Annotated in this window: 13 protein-coding genes; 4 read left to right on the top strand and 9 right to left on the bottom strand. The window is 57.5% G+C overall.

Annotation, left to right across the window (positions count from 1 at the left end):
• Positions 1–28 precede the first annotated feature (28 nt).
• From E8K88_RS08805 to E8K88_RS08790, 4 genes are all read right to left on the bottom strand, one after another.
• Complete coding sequence (locus E8K88_RS08805; protein WP_136406283.1) at positions 29–1,315, bottom strand: NAD(P)/FAD-dependent oxidoreductase; 1,287 nt, start codon at positions 1,313–1,315, stop codon at positions 29–31.
• Between the two features lie 8 nt (positions 1,316–1,323).
• The gene (locus E8K88_RS08800; RefSeq protein ID WP_136406282.1) at positions 1,324–2,058 is read right to left on the bottom strand and encodes an amino acid ABC transporter ATP-binding protein; all 735 of its coding nucleotides are present in this window, start codon (positions 2,056–2,058) and stop codon (positions 1,324–1,326) included.
• Positions 2,055–2,714 (bottom strand): amino acid ABC transporter permease, encoded by a 660-nt coding sequence (locus E8K88_RS08795; RefSeq protein WP_136406281.1) that lies wholly within the window; start codon positions 2,712–2,714, stop codon positions 2,055–2,057. Before E8K88_RS08795 ends, E8K88_RS08800 begins: the two co-directional genes overlap by 4 nt.
• Positions 2,715–2,884: 170 nt before the next feature.
• Positions 2,885–3,646, bottom strand: a complete 762-nt coding sequence (locus E8K88_RS08790; protein ID WP_136406280.1) for a substrate-binding periplasmic protein — start codon at positions 3,644–3,646, stop codon at positions 2,885–2,887.
• Between the two features lie 309 nt (positions 3,647–3,955).
• Between E8K88_RS08790 and E8K88_RS08785 the strand changes: the two genes are divergently transcribed.
• Entirely contained in the window at positions 3,956–4,804 is an 849-nt protein-coding gene (locus E8K88_RS08785) for an IclR family transcriptional regulator (protein WP_136406279.1), read from the top strand.
• Between the two features lie 31 nt (positions 4,805–4,835).
• On the opposite strand, the gene E8K88_RS08780 is transcribed toward E8K88_RS08785, so the two are convergent.
• Genes E8K88_RS08780 through E8K88_RS08770 form a run of 3 tightly spaced genes read right to left on the bottom strand, consistent with a single transcriptional unit; the run spans position 4,836 to position 9,687 of the window.
• Complete coding sequence (locus tag E8K88_RS08780; RefSeq protein WP_136406278.1) at positions 4,836–6,401, bottom strand: efflux transporter outer membrane subunit; 1,566 nt, start codon at positions 6,399–6,401, stop codon at positions 4,836–4,838.
• A gap of 41 nt (positions 6,402–6,442) precedes the next feature.
• A complete protein-coding gene (locus tag E8K88_RS08775; RefSeq protein WP_205880052.1) occupies positions 6,443–8,470 on the bottom strand; it encodes a MacB family efflux pump subunit in 2,028 nt (675 codons plus the stop codon).
• A gap of 11 nt (positions 8,471–8,481) precedes the next feature.
• Positions 8,482–9,687, bottom strand: a complete 1,206-nt coding sequence (locus E8K88_RS08770) for an efflux RND transporter periplasmic adaptor subunit (RefSeq protein ID WP_136406277.1) — start codon at positions 9,685–9,687, stop codon at positions 8,482–8,484.
• Positions 9,688–10,207: 520 nt separating this feature from the next.
• Between E8K88_RS08770 and E8K88_RS08765 the strand changes: the two genes are divergently transcribed.
• The 3 genes from E8K88_RS08765 (at position 10,208) to tam (ending at position 12,285) form a co-directional block, all read left to right on the top strand.
• Entirely contained in the window at positions 10,208–10,714 is a 507-nt protein-coding gene (locus E8K88_RS08765) for a universal stress protein (RefSeq protein WP_136406276.1), read from the top strand.
• A 269-nt stretch (positions 10,715–10,983) separates the two neighbouring features.
• On the top strand, positions 10,984–11,409 hold the full coding sequence (locus E8K88_RS08760) for a hotdog fold thioesterase (RefSeq protein ID WP_136406275.1): 426 nt from the start codon (positions 10,984–10,986) through the stop codon (positions 11,407–11,409).
• Positions 11,410–11,523: 114 nt separating this feature from the next.
• The gene (tam, locus tag E8K88_RS08755; RefSeq protein ID WP_136406274.1) at positions 11,524–12,285 is read left to right on the top strand and encodes a trans-aconitate 2-methyltransferase; all 762 of its coding nucleotides are present in this window, start codon (positions 11,524–11,526) and stop codon (positions 12,283–12,285) included.
• Positions 12,286–12,303: 18 nt separating this feature from the next.
• On the opposite strand, the gene ybiB is transcribed toward tam, so the two are convergent.
• Together ybiB and E8K88_RS08745 are read right to left on the bottom strand one after the other, a co-directional pair.
• Complete coding sequence (gene ybiB / locus E8K88_RS08750; RefSeq protein WP_136406273.1) at positions 12,304–13,239, bottom strand: DNA-binding protein YbiB; 936 nt, start codon at positions 13,237–13,239, stop codon at positions 12,304–12,306.
• Positions 13,240–13,355: 116 nt separating this feature from the next.
• A complete protein-coding gene (locus tag E8K88_RS08745; protein WP_136406272.1) occupies positions 13,356–14,690 on the bottom strand; it encodes an MFS transporter in 1,335 nt (444 codons plus the stop codon).
• Positions 14,691–14,902: the final 212 nt, after the last annotated feature.

Below are 14,902 nucleotides of genomic sequence, written 5' to 3'. Positions count from 1 at the left end.
GCGCTGATGCATCAAAAAAGAGGATGAATTAGCCTGGGTAGCCCATCGCGTCTCGCAAGCGATACCACTGCAATGCAGCGACCGCGCCTACTTGCCGTAATGGATACAGTGGAATGCGCCGCACAGGCGTTACTGGAAACTCCTGCACAGGCAAGCCACGCAGCGCCTGGCTCAACACCCGCCCCATCGCCGTGCCCAATGCCACACCTCGGCCGCAATAGCCGTACGCAGTCCACAAACCGTCAGCCAATTCGTGCAAATGCGGCAAGTCATCCACTGTCATCCCGACCCGACAAGCCCAGCCGTGAGGAAACGCGATGCCTTGTAGTGCAGGAAAGCGCTCGCAGGCAGCTTGGTACAGTTGCTGGCGCGTTGCTGGGTCAATTCCATCGCTGCTGCGACCACGCCCTCCGATCACAAAACGGCCTTCGGGATCGATGCGGCAGTAATAGGTGATCTTGCGCGTCTCAGAAACGCCTGCGCGCCGTGGCATCACACGATCCTGGATGCTGACTGGCAGCGGATCCGTGGCGATTTGTGCGCTTGCGACATTCACATACGACTGCGCCACTGCAGGCCACAATTGATCGGTGTAGGCATCGGTCGCAATCACGACTTTGCGCGCGTTAATCGTTTGACCGTTCACTGCAAGCTGATAGCCTGAGCCATGCGCGCGAATCGTTTCAACCGGGGAGTGCTCATACACCTGCACCCCCAAAGCCACAATACTGCGCGCTAAACCACGCACATAAGCCAGTGGCTGAACAGCGCCTGCACGTTTCTCGAGCAAGCCTGAGGGCCAGAAACTGGAGCCGGTGGCCGCCTGCACCGCAGCCTGCTCCAAAAACTCGACATCCCCACCATGGCTGTTAATCTGCTTGGCACGCTGCTGCAAATAAGCGGTCGACTGCGTCGAATAGGCACCTTGAATCCAACCATTGCGAGTGGGCTCGCAATCGATCGCATAACGCTCAATCAGCTCAAAGACCTCGTCAGCGCATCCATAGGTAAAACGCATCATGGCTTTGGCAGCCGTCTCGCCAAAACGTTGAATCAACACCCGGGGTGCAGGCTTGACGCCTGGCACCACTTGACCGCCATTGCGGCCACTGGCACGGTGACCGATCTCAAAGGCATCGAGCAAGCAGACGCTGGCTCCACTTTGGGCCAAATGCAAGGCGGTTGACAGGCCAGTCACACCACCACCGATCACCACCATATCGGCAGAAAAAGGCGCATGAACGGCACTCAGCGACAAGCCTGCAGGCGCAGTGGCGCCCCACAAGGTACTGGCTGCGGTAGACGAATGGGTCATAGCGGTATTTATTCCACGTGGTTGGTCACGCGACGCAAAAAATCACGTAAACGCTCGTTGCTGGGCTGGGCCAACACTTGGGAAGACACGCCTTGCTCAACAATGCGCCCTCCATCCAAGAACATCACGCGGTCCGAGACCTCTTGGGCAAACTTCATCTCATGCGTAACAACCACCATCGTCAAGCCTTTATCGGCCAGGCGGCGCATCACAGCCAGCACCTCTCCCACCAATTCAGGATCCAGCGCGGAGGTGGGCTCATCGAACAAAATCGCCTCTGGGCGCATGGCCAACGCGCGCGCAATCGCTACGCGCTGCTGTTGGCCACCAGACAGCTGGCTGGGCAGATGGTCCATCTTGTTGGCCAAGCCAACCGATGCCAGCAGCTCGCGCGCATATTCGGTCGCCTCTTTGACGCTTTCGCCCTTGACATAAATGGGGCCTTCGCACACGTTCTCCAACGCTGTTCGGTGCGGAAATAAATTAAAGCGCTGAAACACCATCGAGACGCGTTGGCGGATGTGCTGAATGCTTTTTTTACTGGCATCGACGCGCTCGCCATCGACCGTAATGGAGCCCGCTTGGTAGATCTCCAGGCCATTGATGCAACGCAGCATGGTGGACTTGCCAGAGCCCGACGGGCCAATCAGGCAAACCACTTCACCACGCTTGATTTCGGCATCAATGTCCTTGAGCACTTGGTGGCTGCCATACGACTTCGATAGTTGCTCAATTTTGATCATTTACGGACTCCCATCTTGCGCTCCAACTTGCCAACCCCCCACATCATGGGCAGACTCAAGGCCAAATACATCAAGGCCACTAAAGTGAAAATGGTCGCGCTCTTGAATGTCGCCGCAGAAATCAACTTGCTTTGCATCGACAACTCCACCACCGTGATCACAGCCGTTTGCGAGGAGTCCTTGAGCATCATCACAACGTTGTTGCCATAGGGCGGCAAAGAAATCTTGAAGGCCTGGGGCAGCACGACTCGGCGCATCAACATCGTGCGTGACATGCCCAACGACTGCGCGGCTTCATACTGGCCCACATCAACAGCATCGATACCTGCACGGAATACCTCTGCCATATACGATGAATAAGCAATGCCCAGCCCTAATGCACCAGCCTGAAAGGCGCTGAGGCTAATGCCAAAGTCTGGCAGCACGAAGTACATATAGAACAGCACCACCACAATCGGCACGCCTCGGATCACGTTGGTCAGCAGACGGCTCGAGTGCGCAAGCCAACCAATGCCGGAGACACGCAACAGCGCCCAAAACAAACCCATGGCCGTAGCAATCACCAAGGCTGCCAGCGTGATGGCAATGGTGGTCAACACACCTTGCATCAGGACTGGGAAGAACTCCACGGCATCACTGAAAAAAGAATCAAACATTCGGCAAACTCACGCAAAGGACTGGACAATCACATACGGGCATGCGATTGCGGGGCAAAAACAACCCAATACCTTTGGCAGGTGGACTGCCTGAAGATCACTACCTCCGCCCGCTAGCTGTGTGCAAAAGGGCTGTGGCGACAGTGGCTCTTGGGTCGAGCTAGAGCAAATTACTGGCTAACGTCCCACTTTTTCAAGATGGCCTCTAAAGAGCCGTTTTGCTTGATCTTCTCTAAGGCAGCATTCACCTTCTCAAGGGACTCTGTATCACCTTTGCGCACGGCAATTGAGATCTCGGTTGGCATCAGGCTTTCGTAGGTATCCACCAAACGCACTTTGTCAGCAGCTGAGGCCTTGACTTGATAGGCCACAACAGGGCCGTCGCCAAATCCAGCCTCCAGGCGGCCCAAAGCGATATCGCGCACCAAATCTGCCATGGTGTCGTACATCTTCAGCTCTTTGAAGCCTTTGACCTCTTTGAGTGGCTCGACGTAAGAGGTACCCATCATCACCCCTACGACCTTGCCATTGAGATCGTCGTAGTTGCGGTAGGGCGTCGTGTCTTTGATTGGCACCAGCAAGGCCTCTTTGTAGGTCAGCACAATGTCAGAAAAATCGACCACTTCAGCGCGCGCAGGGGTCTTCGCGAAGGCCGATGAGATCATGTCGATTTTCTTGGTTTGCAACGAAGGAATCAAAGTCGCAAACGGCATGCCTGTCACCTCGGCATTCACCCCCATCTCTTGGCTTAAGGCTTGCGCAACATCCACCATCACACCTTCCAGCGTATTGGTCTTGGGGTTCAAAAAATTGAATGGCACCGCAGTGGGCGTTGCCCCCACTTTAATGGTGCTCGTTTGGGCTTGCACACCACTGAGTGACAGTGCGATGGCTACAGAAACAAAGAGGGACTTGAGGGAAGGCTTCAACACAGTTTGCTTTCAAAAAGTGAGTGGAGACAATCGCTGACCGACCACCCGATAAAAAAATCAACGATATTAATCTATTGATTAGCGATATGACCAAATTGAATAGTGATTCAATACGTGAATGTTAAATAAAATTACGCTCCAGCGATATACTTTAAAAAGCCAAAATCACTAGGACTTACCCGCAAATACTGGCTGAAAGAACATGACAACCATGCCAAACCCACCATACAACGATATATTTCATATCGATACAGTAATTCTGAATAACGATAGGCATTCGCGCTGCTAAGCCCACTGCATTAGGAGACCATGGAACACCCCCTCATCCCCCCACCCTCCAATAGCAGCTCTTCGCTCTACGTTCAATCGCTGGCTACTGGCATGAAGGTCTTGCGTGCATTTGGCGCTGAGCACCCATCCATGAGCCTGCCCGAGATTGCTGCGGCCACTGGCATATCCAAAAGCGCTGCACAACGCTTTGCCTTCACGCTTGAGGCTTTGGGCTTGTTGAATAAAGACCCCCATACCAAGCGCTATTCGCTCTCATCCTTGAATCTCGAGCCTGGCTACCAGTACTTGCAGTGCCACCCTCTGCTCGAGCGGGCGAATCCCTATTTGCTGGATCTGAACCAGCGCTCGGGCGAGACTGTCAATTTCGCCGAGCCCTCTGGCGATTGCATGGTCTATATCGGCCGCTTCTCCAGCCTGGTGCGGCTGATCATGCATATGCCCGTGGGACAGCGCATTCCCATCTATTGCTCGTCGACCGGGCGCATGTACCTATCGCAATTCGGTGACGAAGAGGTGCATGCGTTTTTATCCAGTACAGCGCGTGTTCGATACACACCGCAAACTGAGACCGAGCTCGATAAGCTCTGCCAATTGGTGCAAAAAGCGCGCCACGATGGTTATAGCTGGTGTAGTGACCAGTACTACACAGGTGACCTGGCGCTGTCTGTGCCTGTGACAGATCCTTCTGGCGCCACTATTGCCTGCATCAACCTCTCGGTGTCATCGCTCAAGTGGACCAGCCAAAAAGCCATTGAGAAATTTGTGCCCATGATGCTGGAGACTGCACGCCTGATCTCCACCACCCCACCACACCCCTCCGCACAACGCATGTTCAAGGTGGCAGTACAGCCGCGCAGCGCGCCATAAGAACGTGTTCACAGGCTCTAGCTGCCGGCCATCAGGGCAGTACGGTGTTGTGTGCTGCTGCGTCAATCAGCTCCTGCACTGAAGGCACCTGCGGTGTTGGCAGCTGCGTATCACCGCCCAACGCCTTGTAGAGTGTGAGCTGGTTAGACAATTGGTTAAAGCGATTGGCTGACAACGCCAGCTGTGCGTTGCGGCGCGCCTCTTGTGCATCCAACCATACGCGCAGTGAAGTGGCACCAGTGCGGTAGCGCACTTCATTGATGTCCTGGACGCGGTCAGCCGCATCCAGCTGCTCTTGCAGCCATTGGCGCTGCTGGCTCAATTGCTCGCGCGCGCCCAGTGCGTCTTCCACCTCCTGCAACGCAGTCAGCAAAGTTCTCTCAAACCCATTCAATGCGGCCTCATAAGTCGCCCTCGATACTGCATTGTTCAAACGCATCTGGGTGTGCTGCAAAAATGGCAACGTCAGGCTAGCACCCAGGCTACCGATAGGATTGGAGAGCCATTGGCTCAGGCTGTTGCTGGCACTGCCAAGCCCTGCCGTCAGACTGAATGTTGGGTAGTAGCTTGCGCGTATGGCATCGCCATCGGCCAGTGTGGCGCGCAAACGGGACTCGGCTGCATGGACATCTGGACGCCTGGCCAAAACTTCAGCCGGAATGCCAGCAGGCAGCTCAGGCACATCGGCTGTGGGCAATGCGATACGTGTCAAAGGCAAGATCTGCTCCAACGACTGGTCGGACGGGGGCAGTTGCAGCAACACCGCCAAAGCATTCCGGGAGCTCTGCCGGGCTTGGCGCAACTGCGCCAGCTCGGCCTCTTGGCTGGCTATGCTGCGGCGAGCTTCCTGCAGCTCCAGGCCCGAGACGCCGCCTGCGTCGTATTGCACTTGCACAAGCTGCTGGGCTTCGCGCAGATAGCTGAGACTTTGCAGGCCATTGACGATTTGCTCATTCTGGTAGATCAACTGCCAGTACTGGGTCGCCACAGTGGCCACCAAAGCCACTGCGGTGCTTTGCAAATCCTGCTCACTGGCTACAACGCGCCACTGCGCGGCATCGGTCTGGCTGGACAAACGGCCCCACAAATCGAGCTCATAGCTGACACCCACATTGGCCGAATAACTGCGGCTGCTGGTGCCATTGTCGAGATTGCGGCTGATATTGGCACCGGCATTGGCGCCCACCGTTGGGGTTTGGCGGTCTTGCGTCAGTCCCAGCGTCAGCTCGGCTTGGCGCAAATTCCAGGCGGCACTGACCAAGTCGCTGTTACGCGCCAACGCCATATCGATCAATTGATTCAAGACCGGGTCGTCAAATTGCCGCCACCATGCGCCTTGCAAGGCCTCGACCAGCAAAGGCGACTGCGACTGCGCCGCTTGCGAACTGCTGGTAAGGGCACTCCACTGGCTGGGGATTGCAACCGCTTGCGGCGACTCATACGAGGATGTCAAGCTGCTGCAGCCCGCTAGAAACAGCATGGCCAGCACTGCGCAAAAGGGCGTTTTCCAGCGCGGCAGCGCAGCAGCGTCCGTTGCTGCGCTGGATCTGGCTACAGGTGCCTGGCCTAAGACTGGAGTCACAGAGGATAAAGACATGGATTCAACTCAGTTAAAACACGCACAGACCAACGGCTCAATCAATTGCGCGAGAGCGCATCAATCGGGTTGAGCTTGGCAGCACTGCGCGCTGGCAAGAAACCAAACACGATGCCAATCAGAGACGAGCAGGCAAAGGCCGTCACAATCGATTGCATCGAGAAGATCAGCTTGAAGTCCTGGCTGAAGCGGCCAAACACTTCGCCAAAGCCCAAAGCCGTGCCAATGCCGATCACACCACCCAGCACGCACACCAACACCGCTTCAATCAAAAACTGCTGCTGGATATCGCCCTGTCTGGCGCCGACGGCCATGCGCACGCCGATTTCACTGGTGCGCTCCGTGACCGACACCAGCATGATGTTCATCACCCCAATGCCTCCCACAACCAGAGAAATGACTGCAATCGATGCGATCAGCAATGTCATGGTGCCGGTCGTGCTCTCGATGGTCTGGCGGATCGTGTCCGAGTTCATCAAGAAAAAGTCGACACGGCCATGGCGCTGAGCCAGCAGCTGGGTAATACCCGCCTCTGCCGCCTGCGACGAGGCACTATCACTGATACGCACAGTGATCGTGCTCAAATAGTTCTGACCACTCATGCGGCTCATCACTGTGGTGTAGGGCACATAAATCATCACGTTGCCGCTGTTAGCCCCAAAAGACGAGGTTTGCGGCTGCAGCACACCAATCACCTGCACCGGCACATTGCCCAAGAACAGCACCTTGCCCACCGGATTGGGATTGTCTGGGAAGAAGGTTTTGCGGGCATTGTCATCAATCACCGCCACTTGCCTGCGATCGCGCACCGCGTCTTGCTCAAACAGGCTGCCTTGCGCCAACTTCATGCCACGCACCTGGAACGATTGCTCGCCCACACCCTGAATTTGCCCTGCCGACTCGACGTTGCCATAGCGAATGGTCGCCGTGCTGCTCACCGTCGGCGTGACACTGTCCACATAGGGTTGCTGGGCCAGCGCCTCTGCATCCGAGATCACCAAGGTGCGTATGCGCGAGGCCATGCGGTCTCCAAACCCCGTGCCTGGCCGGATATCAATCGTATTCGTGCCAATCGAGGAGATATTCTCCAGCACCGTTCGGCGCGAGCCCTCTCCCAAAGCCACCACCGACACCACAGAAGCAATGCCGATGATGATGCCCAGCATCGTCAGAAACGTCCGCAAACGGTGTGCATTCATCGACAGCAACGCCATATTGAACGCTTCCAAGAAGCGGTCAAACGCAGCTGCGAAGCCGTTGCGAGACGATAGCGGTGCGTTGATATCGGGCGCGTCTGCCGCATCGCTGGCATCAAGCGGGTTGTGCACAGCAGTCGCTGCGCTGGGCTGGCCTAGGGGCTCGGGATTGGCACGGTCGCTGATGATCTCGCCGTCGCGCAACTCGATGATGCGCTGCGCATGCTGGGCAATTGTCATGTCGTGCGTCACCAGGATGATGGTGTGGCCCTCGGCATGCAACTCGGCCAGAATTTTCATCACCTCGACGCCAGAGGCCGAATCCAAGGCGCCAGTCGGCTCATCGGCCAAGATCACTTGACCACCATTCATCAACGCACGCGCAATCGAGACGCGTTGCTGCTGCCCGCCCGACAGCTTGCCTGGCGTGTGTTGGGTGCGCTCGCCCAAGCCCAGGCGTGACAACAAGGCCAGCGAGCGACGCTCACGCTCTGTGGTCGTTGCGCCCGCATAGATCGCAGGTACCTCGACATTGCCTTGCGCAGTCAGATCCGAGAGCAGGTGGTAGCGCTGGAAAATGAAACCAAAGTACTCGCGGCGCAACTGTGCCAACTCGTCAGGCTCCAATTGCCCGGTTTCCCGGCCATTGACTTGGTAGCTGCCATGCGTGGGCTTGTCCAGACAACCCAGAATATTCATCAAGGTCGATTTGCCAGAGCCGGATTGGCCCACAATGGCCACCATCTCACCTGCATTAATCTGCAGATCAATGGATTTCAATACCGCAATCGTGCCCTCGCCAGCAGGAAACTCGCGGCGCAAGTTCTTGAGTTCAAGCAGCGCCTGGCCACTGTGATGGGATTGTTGTTGCACCACCTGGCTCCTTACAGGCGCATGCCAGAGCCGGGACGAGCGCCAGGCGTGCGGGCAGCAGAAGCCCCGGTAGAGTCAGACAGCACCACGCGGTCGCCCTCGGCCAAGCCACTGATCACCTCAGCCACAATATTGTTGTTCATGCCAATTTGCACCGTGGTCCGATTGGCATTGCCTTGTGCATCCAACACCTGCACGCTGTACTCGCCTGGCCCTGTGCGCCGCCCCAAAGCACTGGCCGGAATGGTCAGCACATCGGTGGCCGAGCCCTGCACAATATAAACCTGCGCAGTCATCGAGATTCGCAGGCTATGGTCAGGATTGGGTACATCAAACAGGCCGTTGTAGTACACCGCAGTCGACGTCGTGCCACTGGCGGTCGGAGCCGCAGAACCACTGGCGCTAATCGACTCGGGCGCCGGCTCTATGCTGCGCAAGGTCGCGTCGTAGCGCCGATTGGGCTCGCCCATAATCGTGAAATACACCGGCTGCCCAGGTTTGACGCGGGTCACATCGGCCTCCGAAATCTCTGCCTTGACGGTCATCGTATCGAGCTGCGCCAAAATGATGATGGTGGGTGCAGTTTGGTTGGCGTTCACCGTTTGCCCCTCTTTGGTCACAATGGCCACGACCTGGCCATCCATTGGCGCCACAATCCGGGTATAGCCCAGGTTCACCTGTGCCGTGTCTTTGGCAATCTCAGCCTGCGCAATACGTGCTTGCTGCGACTGGATGTTCGATTGCGCGACCTTATAGATCTGCTCAGCGGCTTCATACTCGGCGCGGGAAGAGGCGTCGGCTGCGCGCAACTGTTTTTGCCGCTCAAAACTGGCCTTGGCTTGTGCCAATGTCGCTTGCTGCGAGGCCAAATCCGCACGCGCGGTGGTCAAGGCCGCTTCGGCATTGCGCAAGGCATTTTGCTGTGGCAGCGAGTCGATCTCGGCAATCAAATCCCCCGCCTTGACGTTTTGGCCCAATTCGACAGCCAGATTCTCCAACTGGCCAGAGACCTGGGCACCCACACTGACTTGCTGGTAGCCTTCGAGCTTGCCCGCGGCCAGCACCGACATCTCCACATTGCCGCGCGTCACAGGTGCGCTGACATAGATCGGAGCAGTGCTTTTAGTAAACCACTGCTGTTTGGCATAGTAGGCGCCGGCGCCGACTACCAGCACGGCCACTGCAATCAACCACCAGCGTTTTGTTTTTCGCCTCATAGTAATCTCGTGAGTAGATACAAATAATGGGATGAGATGTCAAAACACATCTGCAAGTTCTAAGAGCCTGCTCATCATCTCCGCGCAGACGCGTTGATTTTGAGCAGGCTCTGATCTGGCCGCCATTGTGCCCAACCTCATGCGACGCTTGTATGTGGTCTAAAGTAAACGGCGTGTAAAGGCCATCACTAGGCCAACTGACATTGCTGCTTGGCTGCCTTGCTCTGGCCATATGATGGATATCGCCATGCACTGAACAGCAAAATCGCGCTACTATGGCACCATAGTCCTGAGAAGCCTGTTCATCATCTCGACGCAGACCAGGTTGGAGCCTACACACGATAAGGAGGTGCAAGTCCCAAAAAACGCATTGCGGCGTTGCCAGTTGTGCTCATACAGACGTATTAGCTGCAACAGGCGCCTTGCACAGCCTCTTTTGTGTGTCTTGCGCTACTGCGAAAAGATCGTAAACAGGTTCTAAGACCGCATTCTTCTCAATCCACTGGCAGGAGGTTCAGCAATGCCCAACTATGCCCACATCATGGTGCCCATTGATGGTACCGAAACATCTTTTTGCGCCGTACACCATGCAAAAGCCATCGCCAAGGCATTTGGCAGCTCGGTGCTGGTTTTGTACGTGGTCGACCCCTACCCATTCACGGGCATTGGCACGGATCTGGCTTATGGCCAAGCGCAGTATGTAGCCGAATCAAGTGAACAAGCCCAGCAGGCATTGCAACAGGCACGCACACTGCTAGAGGCCGACAATATCCCGGTGGAAACCTTGTCGCTGGAAGGCTCGATCGTGCAAAACACCATCTCGCAAGTGGTGCAAGAGCGCGATATTTCCCTGATCATCATGGCCTCGCATGGCCGCTCTGGTCTGGAGAAATTCTTGCTGGGCAGCACCACCGACCGCGTACTGGGCTCGGTGCACGTGCCGGTGCTGGTCGTGCGCCATGCGGACTCGGCCAATACTGCAGCAAAAAAACCAGAGCCACCAAGCATCCCTCCGACGCTGCTCTAGCCTCTACTTCGCCAGCTCAGCGCTTTCTTCGCCGTCGCACCAGGCTCTCAGAGCCTTGCTGCCACTCTAGCGTGCAGCTGCCACAGGCTGCACCAACGGGACATTCAAAACACGCACTGCGCCCTACAATGCCTGAGCTGCATTGCGCGCCTGTGCAATGCAGCTGGGTGGCGTAACCCATTGTCTTGCATCGGATGCGCCAACAGCCATTGCTATGCAGCCGTGGTTGCACCCTCCCATTTCTGTACACTCACTGACAATTGCCGGCCATGACCCTGTGGAAAAAACCCCTGAACAAAGACCTGATGCAGCAAAGCCACGCGAACACCGCTGTGTCGCATTTGGGCATTGAAGTGCTTGAGATTGGCGAAGACTTCCTACGCGCCAGAATGCCGGTCGATGCCCGCACCAAGCAGCCTTTTGGTTTGCTGCATGGCGGCTGCAGCGTTGTGCTGGCTGAAACCCTGGGCTCAATGGCTGCCTACTACGCCGCGCCAGAAGGCCACCATGCAGTCGGCCTGGATATCAATGCCAACCATTTGCGCCCAGTCACGTCGGGCTGGGTAACCGGCACGACCCGCGCCGTGCACATTGGCCGCACCACCCATGTATGGCAGATCGACATCACAGACGAGGCGGGCAAGCTGATCTGCGTCTCGCGCATCACGATGGCGATTTTGGGCGAGGGACGCTGAGCTTGGCCCTACTGCGCGCGCAGACTGGCAGTGCTGGGCAGTCGTAGGCCAACGGCACGGCGACGGCAGTGTGCCTACAATGTCAGGCCCCATCACTGACAACAAGGCTCTTTCATGACATGGTCAGCGCAGCTCTACAGCAGTTTCGAAACCGAGCGCACCCGCCCGGTTCGTGATTTGGTCAATGCCATCCCACTGCACCAGATAGGCATGGCGGTCGATCTGGGCTGCGGCCCCGGTAACTCGACCGAAGTGCTGGCCCAGCGCTTTGCGTCAGCCGCGATTGCGGGCCTGGACAGCTCGCCCGACATGGTTGAAGCTGCGCGTGCACGCTTACCCGGCCTGCAGTTTGAGCTGGCCGATATCGCCGAGTGGCAGCCGGCCCAGCCGGTCGATGTGATTCTCGCCAATGCCTCGCTGCAATGGCTCAATGACCACAACACGCTGTACCCCCGCCTGATTGCACAACTCAAAGTCGGTGGCTGCCTGGCAGTACAAACACCGGACAATATGATGGAGCCATCGCACCGCATCGCCCGCGAGATCGCCGCCAGCAGCAAATGGGCCGATCGCATTGGCGCAGCGCGCCATCCTGACCGGCACCCTGCGCAGTGGTATTACAGCCTGCTCAAACCGCTGTGCGCACAGGTCGATATCTGGCGCACCACCTACTTTCATCCACTGCACAATCACCAGGCCATTGTCCAATGGTTCAAGGGCTCAGCGCTGCGCCCCTATTTGGCGGCGCTGACAAGCGATGCGCAGCAAGCATTCCTGGCGGACTATTTGCAGGCGATTGCACAAGAATACCCGGCGTTGGCCGATGGCAGCGTGTTGCTGCCTTTTCCACGCCTGTTCATGGTCGCCACGCGCTGAACCAGTGGTAGACAGGTTTTAAACCGTGACGCGGCCCAAACCTGGGATACGGCTGAACCACTGCAACACATGGCCCACTTGCGCGGCAATCGGCGCTGGCACCGGCTGGGTTCCGCTCAAAACCTGCTGGATATAGGCCGCAGTTGCCGCAGCGCCCAGATCGGCAGGCCAGTCTGGCAGCGCAGATATAGGGCCCGTCTGCGCCAGCTGCAGATTGTGTTTTTCGCCTGCGTGGTAGGCATCGATATGCTGAAAACGCCGGCCATCGGCCACGGCTTCGCCATCGATGCCGCGCAGCAGCAGCGCATCAGCTCCAGCAGCCAAATACACCGCGTCCATGGACACCAGGTACTCGGCATGGGTGTAGCTGCCAATCACCAGCGCAGGGCCAGCGCAGGGGTTCATCAGCTTCACCAGGCTGTGGGCGCTATTGCGCAAGCCCACGACGCGGCGCACCGCCAATAATTGCGCAAGCGCGGGTGACAACACCTCAATGGGCAGGTAGTTCAGCACATCGTCCTTGACCTGTGTGACATCTGTCAACGCCCCAATACCCAGCGCAGCCAGTACTTGAGCGCTGGTGGTGCGCGCCGGGTCCTCGGACACGCCGTGCACCACCACACGGCAACCCGCTCGCACCAAGAGCAGCGCCAGCAAAGGCGTCAGCGCTGGGGCTTTGCGCGCGCCGTTGTAGCTGGGAATCACTACCGTGGCGCGGCCCCCGTCAGAAGCACCAATCAAATGCGTGCGTTGCCGCGTCGCATCGAGAAAACCCAGCATTTCCTCAGTGGTTTCAGCCTTGATGCGCATGGCCAGACAAAACGCGCCAATTTCCAGGTCAGTCACGCTGCGGTCCAATACCTGGCCAAACAGGTCTTGCGCCTGCTCACGGCTGAGCGCACGCGCGCCATGTTTGCCACGGCCGATTTCCTTGATGTAGTGGCTGATGCTCATATGCGGTAAGAAGCGAACGTGGGGAAATGGCCATTATTGTGCAGGCGATTGAAGAGAATGTTGACCATTGCCACCGCGTCGTGCAAGGCCAAATCCGCAAGGAGATTGAGCCGGTTTTAGGCCGCGTCTTCGAATTTTTTCACACGGCGCAAGGAGGGAAAGCGCCACATCCACAAGCCCACAACCGCGACCGTACCGACGCTGCCCAGCACCGCAGCTGGCACGGCACCGAACCAGGCGGCACTGGTGCCTGCGCGAAATTCACCCAGCTCGTTGGATGAGCCGACAAACAGCATATTGACCGCATTGACCCGGCCACGCATTGCATCAGGCGTAGAGAACTGCACTAGGGCCGAGCGAATATAGACACTGACCATATCAGCCGCACCTGCAACCAGCAAAGCCGCAAACGAGAGCCAAAACAGCGAAGAGAGTGAGAACACCAGATTGGCCAGGCCAAATACCGCCACCGCTGTGAACATGGTCATGCCGACGTGGTGGTTGAAGGGCTTACGCGCCAAATACAAGCCCATCGCAATTTCACCAACGCCCATTGCACTGCGCAGCAAACCAAGGCCTTCAGGGCCGACATGGAGCACATCTTTCGCATAAATAGGCAGCAAGGCCACGACCCCGCCGAGCAAGACCGCAAACAAATCCAGCGAGATCGTGCCCAGGATAATCGGGTGCTTGCGAATGAACTGCACGCCCGCACCAAAGCGCTGCCACATCTGCAGCAAGCCACCGGCGGTGCCAGCGGCCAACGGCTTGGTATTGGCATACAGCACCGCCACGCGGGTCAGCAGCAGCAAGGCCAGCACAAAGCAGGCAAAGCACACCGCATAGGTCATCGCGCCGCCATACTTGTAAAGAAAGCCACCCATCATTGGCCCACCAATGGTCGAGGCACGCATCAGCATGCCATTGGTGGCCAGCGCTTGCGCCAGCTGCGCGCGTGGCACCAGCTGTGGCAACAAGCTCTGCAAGGCTGGTCCGGTAAATGCCCTGCTGCAGCCAAACAGCATCAGCACCACATAAATCCAGCCGACGCCGTTCTGCGGATAGCTGGCCAAAAACCACAGCATGGCGCTGCAGAGCGCGCTGACACCCCAGCTGAGCGCCAAAATGGTTTTGCGACTGAAGCGGTCAATCAAATCACCGGCAGGCACCAACAGCAGCAACATCGGCAAAAACTGCGCCAGCCCGACATAAGCCAAGGACATCGCGTCCTGCGTGATGTCATACACCTGCCAGGCCACGACCACGGCCTGCATGTGCATTGCCAGCACCGAGGCCAGACGCGCGAGTAAAAATGCCAGAAAACCAGGCGCTTTCATCACCCCTATTTGTTGCGCTGGCTCGGCACTGGAAGCAGCTGCAGCAGCTGGGGAGGCGGGTGAATTGGCAGCAGAATTGGGCGCGGCGTCAGAAGAAGGCTGCTCAACAGACATGGTGGGTTCACAGTCGAAAAATCGCAGAGGCTTGCCGCAGGCAGCGCGCATAGACTGGCGCGCTGGGTCTAAGCAGCAGGCGGCAAAGTCTAACCGGAACGGCCACCGGCTGCACAGCAGTCAGCATGTGCCAGCGCAAGCCACCAGCAGCACTGAAGCCTGCTGAGAACCTGCAGTCACAGCGATGATGTCGAAAAGAAGAGCGCCCCTTT

Source organism: Lampropedia aestuarii (genome assembly GCF_004803635.1).
Taxonomy (GTDB): domain Bacteria; phylum Pseudomonadota; class Gammaproteobacteria; order Burkholderiales; family Burkholderiaceae_C; genus Lampropedia; species Lampropedia aestuarii.
This window is presented reverse-complemented; position numbering and strand designations above follow the sequence as displayed.